A 17,292-nucleotide genomic window follows, 5' to 3' on the forward strand; every position below is an offset into this window, starting at 1 on the left:
CGAATGGATGGGTATCCGCGCCGCGGAGTGATGCTGGTTCTGGCCTCGCCGTCCGGCGCAGGAAAGTCGTCCATTTCGCGCGCCCTGTTCGCCGACGATCCCAATATCGCGCTCTCCGTCTCGGTAACGACGCGCGCCCGCCGCACCGACGAGATCGACGGCGTCCACTACCACTTCATCGACGTGCCGACCTTCAAGCGCATGCGCGAGGATGGCGAGTTGCTGGAAAGTGCCGAGGTGCACGGCAACTTCTATGGCACACCCAGGTCCAGGGTGGAGGAGCGCCTCTCCGCTGGCCGCGATATCCTGTTCGATATCGACTATCAGGGCACGCTGCAGTTGCTCGAGCACGCGCGTGCCGACATGGTGACCATCTTCATCCTGCCTCCCTCGATCAAGGAGCTCAGGAAGCGGCTCGAGCGGCGCGCACAGGACAGTGCGGGCACGATCGACAAGCGGCTGAAGAATGCCCGCGTCGAGATGGAGCACTACGACGAGTACGACTATGTCCTCGTCAACGAGGATCTCGAGGCTTCGACCCAGCGCGTTCGCACCATCCTCGCCGCGGCCCGCCTGACGCGCCCGCGCTTCTTGCAATTGGATAAGTTCGTCAAGGACTTGCAGGACCAGATCGACTCTCTTTAGGAGCAGTCGAGAGGGTGCGAGCCTCACTCCCTGTTAAGGTTGTGCCTTAACCGCAAGATCAGCTGTGTGTGGAAAACCTCACACATCTGTGGATGGTGCACGCGTCTGGCTTCCGGCCGTACGGAAACGCACACAATCCTGTTCTTGCGGGGGACCTGAAACATGCCATTCGAGATCAAGGCGTGCACGATCGACGAGATGCACCGGCATCCGACCTTTGCCGATCGGACCCAGGCCAAGGTGAAAGTCGTGCTCCGCGAGATCGGTTCGCGCGAGACGTTCGACCACAACCTGACGCTCAAGGTGTGGGCCAACACCAACGAGCGGATGAGCAAGACCGAAATCAACACGGCGCTCCTCAGTCGGGCCGCCACCATCCTCAAGCGCACCATGTCCGTCGCCGACGTCGAAGTCGCCAGCGATGGTAACGTTAGCCGCCCACCGGTAAGCGGCTGAACACCTCCGCGACCCAACTCGCGGCCCCCGCACCGACCCAGCCCCCCATCACCGTCATCCCCGGGCTTGACCCGGGGACCCATGCGATGCCGCAGTCTGGTCCCCAGCCGCTTCGCAGGCGCCCCACCTACCTCCTGCTCAGCAGCATCACGAACTTCGCGATAACCCCCGCCGCGAAGCCGAACAGCATCAATCCGAACAGGAAGCTGCCCAGCACCTGTGTCATGCCGGCCGGATTGGCGAGGTCATGTGTGACCCACGCAAAGAACAGGATGCCCGCCACCACGACGACGCCGAAGCTCTGCCAGCGCTGGACGAACAGCGGCACGGCAATCGGTATCGCGAAGGCGAACAAGGCCGCGACGATGGCAAAGGCGCCGCTCATCCGCGCCGCGCCCTTGCGAGCTTGAGGAAAGTCTCGACCGGCAGCACCTCGGCCCGCTCGTCACCCTTCAGCCCGCCTGCAGCCAGCAGTGGCTCCATCGGCACACCCAGCGACTTAAGGCTCTGGCGCACCATCTTGCGGCGCTGCCCGAAAGCAGCGCGCGTCACCGCCTCGAGGTCGCGCACCGCCACGCCGTCGGTCGTCGCCTTCGGCCTGATATGCACCACGCTCGAGGTAACCTTCGGTGGCGGCGTGAACGCCTCGCGCCCGACATTGAAGGCAATCCGCGCGTCCGTGCGCCAGCCGCAGAGCACTCCCAGCCGGCCATAGTGATCGTCGCCCGCCTTGGCGATGATCCTCTCCGCCACCTCGCGCTGGAACATCAGCGTCAGGCTCTCGAAGAACGGCGGCCACGGCTCGACCGTCAGCCAGCGCGTCAGCAGCTCGGTGCCGATGTTGTAGGGCAGGTTGGAAACGAGCTTGGTCTGGCCCTCGGCCAGCGCCGCATAGTCGATCTCGAGCGCGTCGCCCGATATCACCTCCAGCCGCCCGGGATAGGCAGCGGCGATCTCGGCAAGGGCAGGGAGCGCACGCTCGTCCCGCTCGATGGCGATGACCTTGCGCGCTCCTTCGGCCAGCAGCGCCCGCGTCAGCCCGCCGGGTCCGGGGCCCACCTCGATCACTGTCGCCGCCTCCAGCGGCCCGGCGGCGCGGGCGATGCGGGACGTGAGGTTGAGATCGAGCAGGAAGTTCTGCCCGAGCTCCTTCTTGGCTCTCAGCCCGTGCGCGGCAATGACCTCGCGCAGCGGCGGTAGGTTGTCGATCTGCATGGTAGCGGGGATAGCGGATTTATGACGCCACGCAAATGGCGCTTGACCTTGCCATCATTGGAAGGTGCACGAAAAAGCACTGCCCGGATAGGGCCCTCGACCAAGGAGACCACCATGCTTAAGCGCCTGATCGCCACCGCCGCACTGATCGCCGTTCCCGGCCTCGCTCTCGCGCAGGATCACTCGGGACACACCACGGCAGCGGCGACGGACCTCCCCGCGATCTGCCTCGCCAACGCACCTGCCGAACCGGCTGCGATGGCCGGTCACGCCATGGGTGGCAGCCCCGCCCATCAGGATCTGATGGACGGCATGGACCAGATGAACGCGGACATGATGGCGGGCGGCACCGCTGCCGATATCGACGTCGCCTTCGTCTGCTCGATGATTCCCCATCACCGCGGCGCCATCGACATGGCCGAGGCCGAATTGGCCCACGGCGATGACCCCTGGGCTCGCGAACTGGCCCAGGCCGTGGTCACCGCTCAGGAGAAGGAGATCGCCGACATGATCGCCTGGCTGGAGAAGCAGGGGAAGTAGGGCTTTCGCAGACGGAGAACTAAGCCGAGACGGCCCCCTCTCATCCTCCCCCATGAGGGGGGAGGTGCTCTGCCGGTAAGCTAGGCACCATTCAGCCACGAGCTCGACTCTTCACCTCCCCCTTCATGGGGGAGGATGGGAGGGGGCCGTCTGCTTCAGTCCGCCCCGCCCGTCAGTCGATCCGCCAGCCTGATCGCCGCGAGGAAGCTCGTCTCCGAGCCCTTGCCGGTGCCGGCGAGGTCGAATGCCGTGCCGTGGTCCGGCGAGGTCCTGACGATCGGCAGGCCCAGCGTCACGTTCACTGCCTCGTCGAAGGCCACGGTCTTGATCGGGATCAGCGCCTGGTCGTGATACATCGCGATCACCGCGTCGTAGCGCCGCCAGTGCGGCAAATAGAACAGCGTGTCCGCCGGCATCGGCCCTTCCGCGAGGATACCCTCGTGCTGCAGCTGGCTGATGGCGGGCGCCACGATATCGAAGTCCTCGCGCCCAATATTGCCACCTTCTCCCGCATGCGGGTTGAGGCCCGCAAACCCGATGCGCGGCTCGGCAATGCCGAAGCGGGTACGCAGGTCATGGGCGACGATCCTGCCGGTGTCGGCGACAAGTTGCAGCGTCAGCAGCGCCGGCACATCCCGGATCGGCACATGGATGGTGGCGGGAACAACGCGCAGGTCGTCATGCGCCAGCATCATCACCGGCATGGGCGGATTGCCGTCTCGATCGGTGAGCGCGGCGAGGAACTCGGTATGTCCGGGGTACTTGAAGCCGGCTGCGTAGAGCGCCGCCTTGTGGATCGGCGCGGTGACGATGCCGCGGCAGGTCCCGGTCATCGTCGCGTTGACGGCCTGCGTGATGGCCTCGATCACCACCTTGCCCGAGAGCGGGCTCGGGTCCCCCGGCTTGTCGGGCACGAGCCCTTCGACATGGGCGACCGGCAGGGCGCTGCCGAACCGCGCCGCCGCCTCGCCGGGCGTGCTGGCCTCCAGCGTCACCGCAAGGCCAAGCCGTGCCGCGCGGGAACGCAGGAAATTGAGATGTCCGTAGACGATGAACGGGGGCAGCCCCAGCTCGGCGCGCCTGGCATGAAGCCTGAGGATCAGGTCCGGCCCGATCCCGGCGGGCTCGCCCATGCTGACAGCGAGGGGCAGGGGGCTAGCGGCCACGGGCATCTCTCCTTGACGAGGGCGGCCGGCAGCGGCCGATGCGGGCCCTATAGCAGGCTAGATGCTAACGCCCAGGCAATGGGCGGCCGTTCCGCCCATCGCACGCGCGTGGCTGGTGTCAGCTGTAGCTGATCTTCGCCTTGGCGCGCAGCTCGTCCATGTACTTCTCGGCCTCGGCCTTCATGGCCTGGCCGCCCTGCTCGGAACGCAGCTTGCTCTTGATGAAAGTGGTGTCGCGGGCCGAGGTCTTGGAGCACACGGCCAGCATCGAGACGCCCGACTCCGTGACGCGCGGCTTGGTGATGCCGCCCACGTTGAGGCCAGAGAGCTCCTTGGCCAGCGCGTCGGGCAGCTGGGTGGCATGCCGGCGGCCCATGTCGCGCACGGCGGCGTCCGTATAGTTCAGCGACAGCTGCACCGCCGAGTCGCAGCCCTGGAAGGCCTTGCGGTACGCATTGGCCTGGCCGGTGCGGGCCGAAGCATTGCCGGCCGTGATGAACAGCACTTCCTTGAGGATGTAGTCGTAGCTCAGGCCCTGGTCGAGCTTGGCGTCGGCGGCCTTCTCGAGCTCGAGGTCGGAGACCTTCACGCGCGACTGCACGACCATCTGGCTGAGCTGCTGCCAGGCCAGCGCTGCGCGGAGGCGCGCGCGCATGGTGTCGAGGTTGACGCCGCGGCCGAGCAGGATCTCGCGCAGCTTGTCGGTCGACACCTTGATGTTGCGGGCCACCTGCTGGAACGCGTCGTCCACCTGCTGGTCGGTGATCGCGATGTTGTACTTCTTGGCTTCCTGCAACTGCAGCTGTTCGTTGATCAGCTGGTCCATCGCCGCCTTGGTGCCGCCGCCGCCCTCGAGCGCGAGCAGCTTGGTGCGCTGCGAAATCTCGATGTCGGAGATCGGAACGCCGTTCACGGTCACCTTGGTTGCGGCATAGGCCGGCGCGACGCTGAGGGTAACACCAACCAGTAGTGCAGCGATGAGGCGGAGCATTGTCGTCACCATTCAGTTCGTGGAAGGCAGCCGGATCGCCCCCGGCTCGGCCTACTCGTTTGTTGCAAGAATACGGCTAAAATCCGTTGCTTCGGTGGTACCGGCGGACGTCTTCCACCGCTGGCTGCGCAAGGGCCAACATCAGTAGTCCTTCCCGAACTGCACGCCACCCGGCGCCTTGAGGAAGAACTTCAGGCCGAACTGCACCGAGTCGGGGTTGCTCTCGTTCGTAGGCCCGTTCGCCTGGGCGAATCCGCCCGCGAGGAAGTAGCCGTCGTCATAGACGACCTCGCCGCGGGCCTCCAGCCACTGGTTGGCCGCAAGGTCCCACGAGAAACTGGTATTGGCGCGCCAGTAGTCGATCGGGAGCGGAGCGCTGCCCCGCACCGTCACCTCGTGCTGGTCCTCGGTCACGCCGCGAGCGGCATCGGCCGGCAGGAAGATGTAGTCGCCGCCGACCGAGTAGGGGCCGGCGGAAAGGTCGCCGCCGAGGCCGGCGCGCGCGACGCGTGGACCCTGGGGGTCAACCTGCAGCTTGGCGCCCAGCGTCACGCCCGCAAAAGGCGAACCCCGCGCGCCGAGGACGACATACGAGGCGTCCTCCTGCATGCCGCTGCCGATCCCGGTATTGACCGGGCCGGTTTCGTTGAAGGCATTGACGCCCGCCAGTTGGAAGCTCTGGCCCGCCGTGATTTCCAGCCACTGGCCGCCGGCGAAGTTGGCGAGGTAGCGCGCCCCGACATTGGTGCGGAGGCCCGTTTCCTGCAGGTCCGTGCCGGTGAAGCGGTCGTAGGAGAAGATGTTGGTCTCATCGAGCACGAAGCTGTGGGCGTTGTCGTTGGTCACACCCACGAGGGCGGCATCGCTGCCGCGATAGACCAGCTGCGCGATCGGCTCGAGCAGGTGCGTATCGAAACCGGCGCTGGCGATCAGCGGCCAGCGGATATCCACTGCCGCGATCGGCGTCGCCTCGAACAGGAACTGGTCGTCGGGTTCGGGAAAAACGAGCGGAGGGTCGCCGTACTCCGCTCCAACGAGATCGCCCCTGTCATACTGGGTGATATCGGCCCGCATACCGAGATAGGGCGTCACGACCAGCCCGCCGGGCACAATAGCCTGCCGCTGCCAACTCACCTCGCCCGAGGCGTGCGTCTTGCTGCCTTCGTAGCCCAGCACATAGGGCACCGGGTCGAGAATGGTGCCGTAGACCTGGACATCGTTCTCGTCACGATAAACGCCGAGCAGGTTGCCGGTCGCGCGGACCTGACCCCATTCACCGAGGTCGAAATAGCCGTTGCCGCGTGCGTTCGGCAGCGTCGCCGCCTGCTGGTCCTGCACGATGTCGGCGATGGTGTCATTGGGGAACTGCCCCAGCCGCAGGAACTCCTGCAGTCGGATGTCGGCGTAGAAGTCCCGGCTCAGGTGCGTGGCGTAGACCTCGTTCACGTCCCAGTCGGCGGTGTTGAAGTCGTAGTCGTCGAAATAGGCCGCATCGGAGAACTTGGTGTAGGACCAGCCGAACGCCCAGTTCTCGACTGGTTGGAACTCGCCCGCCGTCTGGATCGCCCCGCGCCACTCGCGGTTGCCCACACTCGTGAACGCGCCGGGATCGAGCTGGTAGATTCCCGAGCCCTGGACCGCGACCCACCCGTAGTCGAAGCGCTGCTCGTACTCGGCAGCCATCAGGAAACCCTGCCGTGTCAGCAGGGTAGGGGCGAGCAGGATGTCGATGTCTTCGCCCACCGGAACGAAGTACGGGACCGTCAGCCGGCCGCCATACTGCTGCTTGTAGTCGACGCTCGGCAGCCGGAAGCCGGCGTTCCGCGCGATGGTGGGATCGGGCACGGACAGCCACGGCAGCCACGCGACCGGGATGCCCAGCACCTCCAGCGACGGTTGCTCGAAATAGACGGTCTTGGTCTCGGCGTCCTGCACGAGCCGCGCCGCTTTCACCTTCCAGCCGATGCGCTGGCCCTTCTCGTCGACGCAGAGGCCGCATGGCGAATAGGTCGCGTCGGTGAGCACCGCTTCGAGCTCTTCCGAGTAGCGGACCTCCCGGGCGGTGACCATGGCTCCATCGGTGGTCGTGAGCGTCAGCGACTGGACGAAGGCCTCCTTCATCCCGCCTGTGACCTCGACCCGGTCGGCCTCGTAGCGCGTGCCCTGCGGGTCGATGACCTCGACATTGCCCTCGCAGATCAGTTCGCCGCTCTGCTGTTCGTAGCGCAGGTCGTCGCAGCCGATGGTGTAGCCCTGGTACTCCATGACCACGCGGCCCTCGCCGCTGATCACGTCCGCCCGCTGGTCGTATTCGAGCAGGTCCGCCTGCACCTTGGCCGGCCCGCCGGGCTCGGGCATTGCGGTGAAGAAATCTTCTGGAAGGAACTGTGCGGCGGCCGGCAGGCTTGTCGCCACCAGCACCGCGAAGCCGAGCGCAAGCGCCGCGCCCGTCTGGCGCAGATGCGTCAACCCCCCGCGGTCGCGGCGCATTCTGCTCACGTCCGTCCGTCTTCCCTGTTGAGCAGCACCGTTACGCCGATGACGACCGCCACCACCGCTGGCCCTGCAACCGCAATTGCGGGGTGCATGACGCCGGCTGCCCCGGCTCGCCCCGCCATCTCGGTCACCACATAAACCAAGACACCAAGGACAATGCCATAAAGCACCGCCCCACCATACTTATTGGTCCTTCGATAACTGGCCGTAAACGCGAAGGCAATGACGAGCGAGCCACACAGGCTGAGCGGAAGGCCGATAAGCCTCAGGAATCGCGTTGCGACTTCCGCGCGCTCGTCCGGATCGTTGAGCCGCGAGGCCAGCGAGCCCGCCAGTTCCCACACCGTCATGTCCGCCACCGAAGCCATCCGCGCCCGCATGTCGCCGGCCGTGCGCGACGTGGGCAGGCGGAAATCGGTGAGTTGCTGGGACATCTCGTTGGAGCGGAATCGCAGGGCCGTCGGCATCACCCATTGGCCGTCTACCAGTTCGGCCGTGGGCGCCTCGATCCGGTCGCGGGGGGAATCCATCAGGAAAACGCTGACATCGCCGAGCGATCGGCCCGAAGGGTCAACGAACCCGGCCTCGAGAATGTAGTGGATATCGGTGCGCCGCTCATCGAGCCACATCGTGTTCGTGCCGTCAGAACCGCCTGCCGAGGGCCAGATGCTGCGGTTGAGCTGCACCACCGCCGTATCGAAAGCCAGCGCCACGAACAGCCCGCCGAGCACCGTCACAGCGAGCGGCGCGCGCATGAGCCGCCACACCGATTGGCCGGCAGCCTTCATGACCGTCATCTCGCGGGTCGACTGCAGGTTGAGCAGGCCCGCGATGGCGCCCACCAGCACCGTGAAGGGCAGGGTGTCGATGATCCACCGCGACGCCGCCACCAGGATGCCGAGCAGCGCCAGCATCGGGCCGCCGGTGTCGGATAGCCTGTCCAGCCGCCCGGTATTCAGCGCTTCCGACAGCATCACGATGCCGAACAGCACCGCGATGGTGATCCCGATATTGCCCGCGAGCCGCCTGACGATGACCCAGTCCATCCGGTTCATGCGCTGTGGGCCTCCACCGGCGTGGGGGCGAAGAGGCGCAGCCGCACCGCCAGCAGCACCAGCGCCACGACGAGCAGGCCGACGACCGGCACCACCTGCTGCGCCCAGCCGCCGAACGGCAGGTAGGTCAGTATCGCGCGCTCGAACAGCACCGCGCCCAGCACCACGATCTCGAGCGGAATGCGCGGCTCGCGCCTGCGGCCGCTGGGGAAGCCGGCAATGGCGCAGACGAGCAGGCACAGGCCCAGCACGCGGAACCCGTCGGCCGTGCGCTCGGCGATGCGGCGCAGCGACTCGGCAGGCCATTCGCCCAGCTCCAGCGCTTCGCTCACCATCGCCCAGGTGCTGAGATCGCCGCGCCGCTCGCCGGGGTCGGTGTCGCCGGTCAGGCGCTCGAGCGCGATGTCGTAGCGGTCGAACGAGATCTCCGAGAACTGCCCGTCGGTGCGGCGATACTGTATGGTGCCGTTCTGCAGCTGCAGCACGTAGCCGAGCTCGTCGGACGTGATCAGCGCGGAATCGGCAATGTAGGTGCGGCGCGTGTTCGGGTCGCGCTGGTCGTCGGCGAAGAACGAGGTGATCTCGCCGTTCCGCCCCCGTCCGCCCACCGTCACGGTCACGCCGTCCCCCAGCTCGGCGAAGCGGTTGGGCACCAGCGATCGGCCGACGAGATCCGCTGCCGCCTGCGAGCGCAGCAGGTTCGCCTCGCGCTTGGCCGCCGGCTCGATCACATGGGCGAGGATCAGCACCATCACCGTGCCGATGGCGGCATAGACGAGGATCGCCCGGATCAGCGTCGGCAGCAGCTGCGCCACGTGGATGATGTGCAGCTCGCGCGAGGCCTGCAGCGCCCGCAGCACCCGGGCGAGGCCGATGGCGATGCAGACATACATGAAGGCGATGGCCAGCTGCGGCACCGCCAGCATGGTCTGCCACAGCAGCGTACCGATACCCCGGTCGCGCACCGCATCGATGTCCACGATTCTGAGCGTCTGGACGAGGTAGAGGATAGTCAGCGCTACCCCGAAAAGCGCTGCGGCTTCGGCGGCAAAAAGCTTGAGAAGATAAGTGCTTAGCCGGTTCATGCCACAATGCGGTTCAACGCGCGCCCAACTGCGGAAACAGGTTCTCCGCCGGACCAGCCCCAGTGTGCCCGCCGCGCCTGTCGCTTGGCAAGAAAAAGCACCGCTCGCGGGACTATGGCAGGCGCGGGTGTTGCGGGATTGACGCGTCGGGGGCTATCTCTCCCCTCAGCATATTCCGCCCACCAGGACATCCCGCTCCATGCCCAGCCGTATCGAAATCGCGACCGCATCCCTGCCGCCTGCCGCAGCAGGCACGCTGGTCATCTATGTGGCCGAGGGCGCAGCACCCGAGGGAGCCGCCGCCGAGGTCTGGCAGGCGACCGGCCTCGACTGGGCCCGCGTATCCTCCGCCGCAGGCTTCAAGGGCAAGCAGGGCAATGCCATCGACCTCGTGGCGCCCGCCGGCGTTGCAGCCGATCGCCTGCTTGTGCTGGGCAGCGGCAAGGCGGATCAGGATGGCGCGCTGTCGGCCTGGACCGACCGCGGCGGCTCGCTCGCGGCCAAGCTCGCCGGTGTCAAGGCGCGCAACGCTGCGGTGGTCCTCGACGGGGAGGCCGCGACTCCGGCCCGCGTCGCCGAGCTCGCCGCCGGCCTCAAGCTCCGGCACTACCGCTTCGACCGCTACAAGGCACCCAAGCCCGACGATAACGGCGACACCCCTCTTGCGGTGACGCTCCACGTGTCCGACCGCGACGCCACCGACAAGGCCATCGCCGACCGCGATGCGACCACCTCGGGCACCATCCTCGCGCGCGATCTCATCCACCAGCCCCCCAACGTGCTCGGCACTCTCGAATTTGCCGCCGAGGCCGAAAAGCTCACCGCCCTCGGGGTCGAGGTCGAACAGCTGGACGAGACGGCCATGCGCAAGCTCGGCATGAACTCGCTGCTGGCCGTGGCGCAGGGCTCGGCGCGCCCGCCGCGTCTGGTCATCATGCGCTGGAACGGCGGCAAGACCGACGACGCCCCGCTCGCCTTCGTCGGCAAGGGCGTGGTGTTCGATTCCGGCGGCATCTCGCTGAAGCCCGGCCTCGGCATGGAGGACATGAAGGGCGACATGGGTGGCGCCGCCGCGGTGACCGGCCTGATGCAGGCCCTCGCCACCCGCAAGGCCAGGGTCAACGCCATCGGCGTCATCGGCCTCGTCGAGAACATGCCCTCCGGCTCGGCCATGCGCCCCGGCGACATCCTCACCGCCATGAGCGGCACGACCATCGAGATCGTCAACACCGACGCCGAGGGCCGTCTCGTCCTCGCCGACGCGCTCTGGTACACGCAGGACCGCTTCAACCCGCGCTTCATGATCAACCTCGCGACCCTCACCGGCGCGATCGGCGTCGCGCTCGGCAACGACCACGCCGGCCTCTTCTCGAACGACGACGACCTGTCGGCCAAACTGCTGGCCGCAGGGCTCGCCACTGGCGAGAAGCTCTGGCGACTGCCGCTCGCCGCCGCGTACGACAAGCTGATCGAGAGCCGGTTCGCCGACATCAAGAACTCGGGCGGCCGCCCCGCCGGCTCGATCACGGCGGCGCAGTTCCTCCAGCGCTTCGTCAACGAAACGCCGTGGGCCCACCTCGACATCGCCAGCGTGGCGCTGGCCTCGCCCAGCTCCGAGACCAACCAGTCCTGGGCCTCGGGCTTCGGCGTTGCGCTCCTCGATCGCCTCGTGCGCGACAACTTCGAGGGCAAATGACCGGCGATCTGCCTCAGCTCCCGCTGACCGCCAATCCGTCGCGCCTGTGGCTGCCGCCGATCGCGGCAGTCGCCGTCATTGCCGGGTTGCTGGCGCTGCTGCCGAGCTTTCTCCTGCTGGCCAGTCTGGTGGGGCTGGCAGGCGTTCCGCCAACCTTGGGGCTGACGATACTGGCGCTGCCGACATTGGCCGTAGCCGTGTTTTTCCTTGCCGTCGGTAGCGTGGTGATCGGCGACCTGCGCCTCGCGCGTCCGGTGCTGACCATCGACGAGCATGGCGTGTTCGACCGCCGCGTCACCGACGCGCCGATCGCCTGGGACGAAGTGGCGGAGGTCGCGCCGGCCCCCGGCGGTGGTGGCGTCCTCCTGGCGTTGAAGACGCCTCGCGAGACCCGCCTCAACCCCTATCGCGCCGGGACGGCAGGGTTTCGCCAGCCGGCGCCCGGCCTCGCCAACATCCCGGTCCGCGCCATGGACCAGCCGACGCGGCTGCTGGCCGAAACGCTGACGGCGCTCGCTCTGCGCCACGGCGCGGTGCCGCCGGCGGAGAGGAGCGCGTAGCGATGGCCGAAATCCTCTTCTACCACCTCGAAAGCCAGCCGCTCGAACGTGTGCTGCCAGTGCTCGTCGAAAAGAGCCTCGAGCGCGGCTGGCACGTGGTGGTGGAAACCGGCAGCGAGGAGCGGGCTGAAGCCATCGACAACCTGCTCTGGACCTATCGCGACGACAGCTTCTTGCCGCACGCGCTGGCCGGCGGCGATGCCGACCACCTCCAGCCGGTGCTGATCACCACCCGCCCGCACAACCCCAACTCCGCCGAAGTCCGCTTCTTCGTCGATCGCGCCGTGCCCCAGTCGGGCGACGGTTACACGCGCATTGTCTTCATGTTCTCCGGCCACGACCCCGACGCCGTCTCCGAAGCCCGCACCGCCTGGAAGGCCCTGCGCGACGGCAACGAAGTCACCTACTGGCAACAGGACGGCAACGGCCGCTGGTCGAAGAAGGGGTAGGGCCCCCGCCGGGCGGCTGGAACCTCCCAGAGTTCGGGCCGTCAGCTTTGCCCCCTCATGGCCGGGCTAGTCCCGGCCATCCAGCTACGCAGCGTCTGCTGCGTGAGAAGAATTGGTCGCCGCGCCGACGCGCGGTCGCTGGATCACCGGGACAAGCCCGGTGATGAGGGACATGACCTGGGCGTCGCACTTCGCTGAAGGGCTGCTATTCCGCGGCTGCCATGCCAGCCGTATCGGGGTCGAGCAGCATGTCGCGGTAGAGCTGGGCGTACTCGTAGCAGATCGAGATCTCATCGATATCGGCGTAGTAGTACGCGTTCTCTTCCTCGCAGATATGGGCCCGGATCGTCAGCGCCCGCGGCAAGACGAACTGCGCGGTGATTGCCTCGGCGACTCCCTCGAGCACGCCGCGCGTCCGGAGCAGGCTCGCGATCTCCTGGTAGTCCGCCGTCGCCTCTTCATAAACCACGGCAACCGCTGCGCTTTCCGCGCCCTCGCCAGCGAGGTGCGGCGCGGCCATCGCGTTCCAGCTCCTCAGCGCCAGCTCGTGCTCGGCGGTGCAGGTCTCCACCCTGTCGGCATCGAGGCCAGCTTCCTTCGCAAGGTCGCCGAACCGATCCGGCCCGCCCCCCACCAGCAGGCAGGCCATCTGGTAGGCACGTTGCACGTCGAGGCCATGCTCGTCCGAGAAATCGGTGCTCTCCTCCACGGTGCCGAACAGCCTGAACGACAGGAAGTACCCGGCCACCGTGTCGCGCGACGCGGTGTCCGCCTCCGCCGTCCCCGCCTGCAGCAGCAGCAGGGTGGTAATCGTATCGGCCGCGTCCTCCTCCCGCCCCAGGATCGGCAGCGCCCACTGGTCGATGAACACGTGTCCGAACTCGTGATAGACAGTGCTGATCACATTGCTGATCGCAAACTGCTCCGCCTCTGCGACGGCAGCCTGCGGCTCGATAGCCGACACTGGTTGAGCAAGCGCCACGACAAGCGCCGCGATGACGAATCTATGCATTGCGGATTTGGTCCCCCCGCGCTGACGGAGAACCGGCGCGGGAGGCTCTGTCAACCGGGCTGCCAGCCCGGCTCGGCCTGCTCGAACTTCGAGAACTGGAACCCCGGCGCCACGGTACAGCCAACCAGCGACCAGTCCCCAAGGCAAATCGCCTGCTGCCAGGCATTGCCCGGGATTACCACCTGCGGGCGTTCGCCCGCGGCAAGGTCGTTGCCGAGCTTGTGCTCGGTGACCTTCCTGGCATCCCGCGAGATGCCGATGGTCATCGGCGCCCCGGCATACCAGTGCCAGACCTCCGCCGAGTCCACCCGGTGCCACGCACCGGCCTGCCGGTCGGTCAGCAGGTAGTAGATCAGCGTCGAATGCGGACGGCCCGACGCATTGGGGGCATCGGCGAAGGTCTGCCTGTAGAAGCCACCCTCGGGATGCGGCTCGAGGCCGAGCAGTCCGATGATCTCCGCCGCGGTCAACTGCGCCATTACTGGGCCCTCTCGGCCTGCTCGAGCTCCTCGCTGAGCGCCAGCCACTTCTCCTCGGCCGTGGCGATCTCGCCTTCGAACCGAGCCTTGTCCTTGCCGAGCAGTATGACGCGCTCGGGGGCGCCGTCATAGGTCTTGGGATCGGCGAGGAAGCCATCGACACGCGCCAGCTCGGTGCGCAGCCGCCCCAGCTTCTGCTCGATGTCCTTGATCGACTTGCGCAGCGGCGCCACCTCGGCCCGCTTCGCCGCGGCCTCCTGCCGGGCGGCCTTGCGGTCCTCGACGACAACCGGCCCGGCGTCCTTCTTGTTGCCCTTGCCGTTCGAGTTCGACGTCAGCTGGCGCTGGTAGGAATCGAGATCGTCGTCGAATTCCTCGATCGTCCCGTTCTGCGCGATCCACAGCTTGTCGGCCGTCGCATCGATCAGGTGCCGGTCGTGGCTGATGATCAGCACCGCGCCCGAATACTCGTTGAGCGCCGCCACCAGCGCATCGCGGCTGTCGATATCGAGGTGGTTGGTCGGCTCGTCGAGGATCAGCATCCCCGGCCCGCCGAAGGTGATGAGCCCGAGCAGCAGTCGTGCGCGTTCGCCACCCGAGAGGTTCTTCACCTTGGTGTCCATTCGCGACGTGGTGAGCCCCATCTGCGCGACGCGCGAGCGCCGCTTGGCCTCGCTGTCATACGGCATCAGCTCGATGACGTGCTCGAACGGCGTCTGCTCGGGCTTGAGCTTGTCGAGCTGGTGCTGCGCGAAATAGGCGATCTCCAGCCCCTTGCCCTTGCGCATCTCGCCGCCCATCGGCCGCAGGTCGCCGGAGAGCAGCTTCGCGAAGGTCGACTTGCCGTTGCCGTTGACGCCGATCAGCGCGATGCGGTCGTCCGGGTCGATGCGGTTGGTGATGTGCCGCAGCACGACCTTGTCGCCATAGCCCACCGACACGTTGTCGAAGGTCATCATCGGTGTGGCCGGGATTTTCTTGGGCTGCGGGAAGTTGAAGGGCAGGGAGGTCTCGTCGAACATCGCCGCCGGCGGCTTCAGCTTGGCGATCATCTTGACGCGGGCCTGCGCCTGCGCCGCCTTGGTCGCCTTGGCCTTGAAGCGATCGACGAACTTCTGCAGGTGCGCGATCTGGTCGAGCGTCTTCTCTCGGGCCTTGTTGTTGAGCTCCATCTGCATGCGGCGCGTCTCTTCGAACGTATCGTAGGCGCCTTTGTAGAAGGTGAGCTTCCTGTGCTCGAGATGCGCGATCGAGGTCACGGCCTTGTTGAGCAGGTCGCGGTCGTGGCTGATCATGAACACGGTGTAGGGGTAGGTCTGGAGATACTTCTCCAGCCACAGCGTGCCTTCGAGATCGAGATAGTTCGTCGGCTCGTCGAGCAGCAGCAGGTCCGGCTGGCTGAACAGCACCGCCGCCAGCGACACGCGCATGCGCCAGCCGCCCGAGAGCTCGGAGGTCGGCCCCAGCTGCCGGTCCTTCTCGAAGCCGAGACCCCTCAGGATGGTCGATGCCCGCGCTTCGGCCGTGTGCGCGTCGATTTCTGCGAGCCGGGTGTGGATGTCGCCGATCCGGTGCGGATCGGTCGCCGTCTCGGCCTCGGCGAGCAGCGCAGTGCGCTCCTTGTCGGCGGCCAGCACCACGTCGAGCACGCTCATGTCGCTCGCCACGGCTTCCTGCGCCACCGAGCCGATGCGGGCTTTCCGGTTGACTTCGATCGAGCCGGTTTCGGGCGCGATATGGCCCTGGATCAGGTGGAACAGGGTGGTCTTGCCCGTGCCGTTCTTGCCCACGAACCCCGTCTTGGAGCCGTCGGGCAGGACCAGCGAGGCGCCCTCGAATAGAGGACGGCCCTGGATGCGGTAGGTGAGGTCGGTGATCGTAAGCATGGCGCGGGGGATGCATCCGCAGCCGCGCGGAGTGCGTTACCTGTGTTCAATTCGGTTCTTGTCGAGGCCGAGCCAATAGAGAAACTAGCCGGAGAAGTCCAATGCGCCGATTGCCCGTCATCCTCGCCCTCTGCCTCGTGAGCGGCGCCGCCAGCGCGCAGGAACTGCACAATCTCGCCGCCTGCCGGCTGAACGCCGAGATGGTGACGCTGACCTTCAGCTACCAGGGCGGGGGCTGCGAGAAGACCGGCGACGCCAGTGTCGAGCCCAGCAGCGCCGGGACTGCCATCGTCACTGTGCCGATAGTCAAGACCGCCGAGGTCTGCACCATGCAGGCCGTGGACGTGTCGAGCGCGAGTGCCGTCGCCGTGGTCGAAGAGGTCAACACGCTCGATGTCCGCCTCGTCGGCGCGGACGGCACCCTCAAGGCCGAGGGCCGCGTCGAGATCACCCCCAACTCCCCCGACTGCAAGCCGCCCAAGCTGAACTAGCTGGCCGCGAGGTCCAGCTCCATCAGCGGCGCCGGGCCGAACCGGGTCTGCGTCACGCCCACCTCGATGAAGCCCATGGCGCGGTAGAAGGCCACGGCATCGGTGCCTGCTGTCACATGCAGCCGGCGCGCTCCCTGCCGCAGGGCCAGTTGCTTGACCGCCTCGACCAGCGCCCGCCCGATCCCGCCACGCTGGAGGTGGGGCGTCACGAACAGTCCGTCGAGCTCGGCGGCCCCATCCGCGCGCGGCACCACGGTCGCAAAGCCGACCACTGCGCCGTCGACCTCGGCGACGCAGCCGGTCTCCGGCTCCAGTTGATCGACCGGCACATCGACCGCGTCCGGATTGGCGATGATTTCGGCGTTCCGCTCGGCATCGACCAGCACCGTATCCCACACGATACGCAGGAGCGCCGGCTGGTCGGTCGGGCGCGCTGGTCTGATGGTGAGCTGGCTGTTCATGTCGGGACTATGCGCAGCGGGAAACTATGCGGCAACCGGCGTCTTGCGCCCGTCACGCCTTGTCGGTAGAAGGCCGCACTCCATTTCAGACCCTTCTCCAAGGACCAGACACATGGCCATCGAGCGCACCTTCTCCATCATCAAGCCCGACGCGACCCGCCGCAACCTCACTGGCAAGATCATCGCCAAGTTCGAGGACGCCGGCCTCCGCGTCGTCGCCTCCAAGCGCATCAAGATGACCCGCGCCCAGGCCGAGGGTTTCTACGCCGTGCACAAGGAGCGTCCGTTCTACGGTGAGCTCGTCGAGTCGATGATGTCCGGCCCGGTCGTCGTCCAGGTGCTCGAGGGCGAGAACGCGATCCTCAAGAACCGCGAAGTGATGGGCGCCACCAACCCGGCGAACGCCGCCGAAGGCACCATCCGCAAGGAATTCGCCGTTTCGGTCGGCGAAAACTCGGTCCACGGCTCGGATGCCCCCGAGACGGCCAAGGAAGAGATCAAGTTCTTCTTCACCGACGACGAGATCGTCGGCTGATCGCCCGCCAGGCACGATTTCCGAGGGCCGCCTCCGGGCGGCCCTTTTGTTTTGCTAGCGATCGACCCACAGCG

The 17,292-nt window shown here is 66.9% G+C and carries 19 protein-coding genes; 8 read left to right on the forward strand and 11 right to left on the reverse strand.

Annotated elements, in window-relative coordinates; all coding sequences use genetic code 11:
- The first annotated feature begins 3 nt into the window (after positions 1-3).
- Positions 4-645, forward strand: coding sequence for a guanylate kinase (gmk, locus tag PRN20_RS09860; protein ID WP_273957155.1), 642 nt, complete (start codon positions 4-6; stop codon positions 643-645).
- Positions 646-807: 162 nt separating this feature from the next.
- Positions 808-1,101, forward strand: a complete 294-nt coding sequence (locus PRN20_RS09865; protein ID WP_273957156.1) for a hypothetical protein — start codon at positions 808-810, stop codon at positions 1,099-1,101.
- 127 nt (positions 1,102-1,228) lie between these two features.
- Here PRN20_RS09865 and PRN20_RS09870 read toward each other — a convergent pair whose 3' ends face one another.
- Together PRN20_RS09870 and rsmA are read right to left on the reverse strand one after the other, a co-directional pair.
- Complete coding sequence (locus PRN20_RS09870; RefSeq protein ID WP_273957157.1) at positions 1,229-1,486, reverse strand: hypothetical protein; 258 nt, start codon at positions 1,484-1,486, stop codon at positions 1,229-1,231.
- Positions 1,483-2,316, reverse strand: a complete 834-nt coding sequence (rsmA, locus tag PRN20_RS09875) for a 16S rRNA (adenine(1518)-N(6)/adenine(1519)-N(6))-dimethyltransferase RsmA (protein WP_273957158.1) — start codon at positions 2,314-2,316, stop codon at positions 1,483-1,485. The genes PRN20_RS09870 and rsmA overlap by 4 nt, the downstream gene beginning before the upstream one ends.
- Before the next feature lie 114 nt (positions 2,317-2,430).
- Between rsmA and copM the strand changes: the two genes are divergently transcribed.
- Entirely contained in the window at positions 2,431-2,856 is a 426-nt protein-coding gene (gene copM, locus PRN20_RS09880) for a CopM family metallochaperone (RefSeq protein ID WP_273957159.1), read from the forward strand.
- Positions 2,857-3,011: 155 nt separating this feature from the next.
- On the opposite strand, the gene pdxA is transcribed toward copM, so the two are convergent.
- The 5 genes from pdxA to PRN20_RS09905 all read right to left on the reverse strand — a co-directional run bounded on the left by pdxA (position 3,012) and on the right by PRN20_RS09905 (position 9,649).
- Positions 3,012-4,028: a 4-hydroxythreonine-4-phosphate dehydrogenase PdxA gene (gene pdxA / locus PRN20_RS09885; protein ID WP_273957160.1), complete on the reverse strand. Its 1,017-nt coding sequence runs from the start codon at positions 4,026-4,028 to the stop codon at positions 3,012-3,014.
- A 112-nt stretch (positions 4,029-4,140) separates the two neighbouring features.
- Complete coding sequence (locus PRN20_RS09890; protein WP_273957161.1) at positions 4,141-5,013, reverse strand: peptidylprolyl isomerase; 873 nt, start codon at positions 5,011-5,013, stop codon at positions 4,141-4,143.
- 141 nt (positions 5,014-5,154) lie between these two features.
- Positions 5,155-7,503, reverse strand: coding sequence for an LPS-assembly protein LptD (locus tag PRN20_RS09895; protein WP_273957163.1), 2,349 nt, complete (start codon positions 7,501-7,503; stop codon positions 5,155-5,157).
- A 5-nt stretch (positions 7,504-7,508) separates the two neighbouring features.
- Positions 7,509-8,564: an LptF/LptG family permease gene (locus PRN20_RS09900; protein ID WP_273957164.1), complete on the reverse strand. Its 1,056-nt coding sequence runs from the start codon at positions 8,562-8,564 to the stop codon at positions 7,509-7,511.
- On the reverse strand, positions 8,561-9,649 hold the full coding sequence (locus PRN20_RS09905; RefSeq protein WP_273957166.1) for an LptF/LptG family permease: 1,089 nt from the start codon (positions 9,647-9,649) through the stop codon (positions 8,561-8,563). Before PRN20_RS09905 ends, PRN20_RS09900 begins: the two co-directional genes overlap by 4 nt.
- 199 nt (positions 9,650-9,848) lie before the next feature.
- On the opposite strand from PRN20_RS09905, the gene PRN20_RS09910 reads away from it, so the two are divergent.
- From PRN20_RS09910 to PRN20_RS09920, 3 genes are read left to right on the forward strand one after another with little or no spacing between them, the layout of a single operon-like run.
- Positions 9,849-11,345 carry a leucyl aminopeptidase gene (locus PRN20_RS09910; protein ID WP_273957168.1) on the forward strand — a complete coding sequence of 499 codons (1,497 nt, stop codon included), beginning with the start codon at positions 9,849-9,851 and terminating at the stop codon, positions 11,343-11,345.
- Positions 11,342-11,905 carry a hypothetical protein gene (locus tag PRN20_RS09915; protein ID WP_273957169.1) on the forward strand — a complete coding sequence of 188 codons (564 nt, stop codon included), beginning with the start codon at positions 11,342-11,344 and terminating at the stop codon, positions 11,903-11,905. Before PRN20_RS09910 ends, PRN20_RS09915 begins: the two co-directional genes overlap by 4 nt.
- A 2-nt stretch (positions 11,906-11,907) precedes the next feature.
- Positions 11,908-12,354: a DNA polymerase III subunit chi gene (locus PRN20_RS09920; RefSeq protein ID WP_273957170.1), complete on the forward strand. Its 447-nt coding sequence runs from the start codon at positions 11,908-11,910 to the stop codon at positions 12,352-12,354.
- A gap of 205 nt (positions 12,355-12,559) precedes the next feature.
- Here PRN20_RS09920 and PRN20_RS09925 read toward each other — a convergent pair whose 3' ends face one another.
- Genes PRN20_RS09925 through PRN20_RS09935 form a run of 3 tightly spaced genes read right to left on the reverse strand, consistent with a single transcriptional unit; the run spans position 12,560 to position 15,731 of the window.
- A complete protein-coding gene (locus PRN20_RS09925) occupies positions 12,560-13,366 on the reverse strand; it encodes a DUF4344 domain-containing metallopeptidase (RefSeq protein WP_273957171.1) in 807 nt (268 codons plus the stop codon).
- A 50-nt stretch (positions 13,367-13,416) separates the two neighbouring features.
- Positions 13,417-13,845 carry a cupin domain-containing protein gene (locus PRN20_RS09930; protein ID WP_273957172.1) on the reverse strand — a complete coding sequence of 143 codons (429 nt, stop codon included), beginning with the start codon at positions 13,843-13,845 and terminating at the stop codon, positions 13,417-13,419.
- A complete protein-coding gene (locus PRN20_RS09935) occupies positions 13,845-15,731 on the reverse strand; it encodes an ABC-F family ATP-binding cassette domain-containing protein (RefSeq protein WP_273957173.1) in 1,887 nt (628 codons plus the stop codon). The genes PRN20_RS09930 and PRN20_RS09935 overlap by 1 nt, the downstream gene beginning before the upstream one ends.
- 101 nt (positions 15,732-15,832) lie before the next feature.
- On the opposite strand from PRN20_RS09935, the gene PRN20_RS09940 reads away from it, so the two are divergent.
- Positions 15,833-16,222: a hypothetical protein gene (locus PRN20_RS09940; RefSeq protein ID WP_273957174.1), complete on the forward strand. Its 390-nt coding sequence runs from the start codon at positions 15,833-15,835 to the stop codon at positions 16,220-16,222.
- Here the strand turns inward: PRN20_RS09940 and PRN20_RS09945 are convergent.
- On the reverse strand, positions 16,219-16,683 hold the full coding sequence (locus tag PRN20_RS09945; protein WP_273957175.1) for a GNAT family N-acetyltransferase: 465 nt from the start codon (positions 16,681-16,683) through the stop codon (positions 16,219-16,221). The genes PRN20_RS09940 and PRN20_RS09945 overlap by 4 nt on opposite strands.
- 112 nt (positions 16,684-16,795) lie before the next feature.
- Between PRN20_RS09945 and ndk the strand changes: the two genes are divergently transcribed.
- The gene (gene ndk / locus PRN20_RS09950; RefSeq protein WP_273957176.1) at positions 16,796-17,218 is read left to right on the forward strand and encodes a nucleoside-diphosphate kinase; all 423 of its coding nucleotides are present in this window, start codon (positions 16,796-16,798) and stop codon (positions 17,216-17,218) included.
- Positions 17,219-17,292 lie beyond the last annotated feature (74 nt).

The organism is Devosia sp. ZB163 (genome assembly GCF_028613635.1).
GTDB lineage: Bacteria > Pseudomonadota > Alphaproteobacteria > Rhizobiales > Devosiaceae > Devosia_A.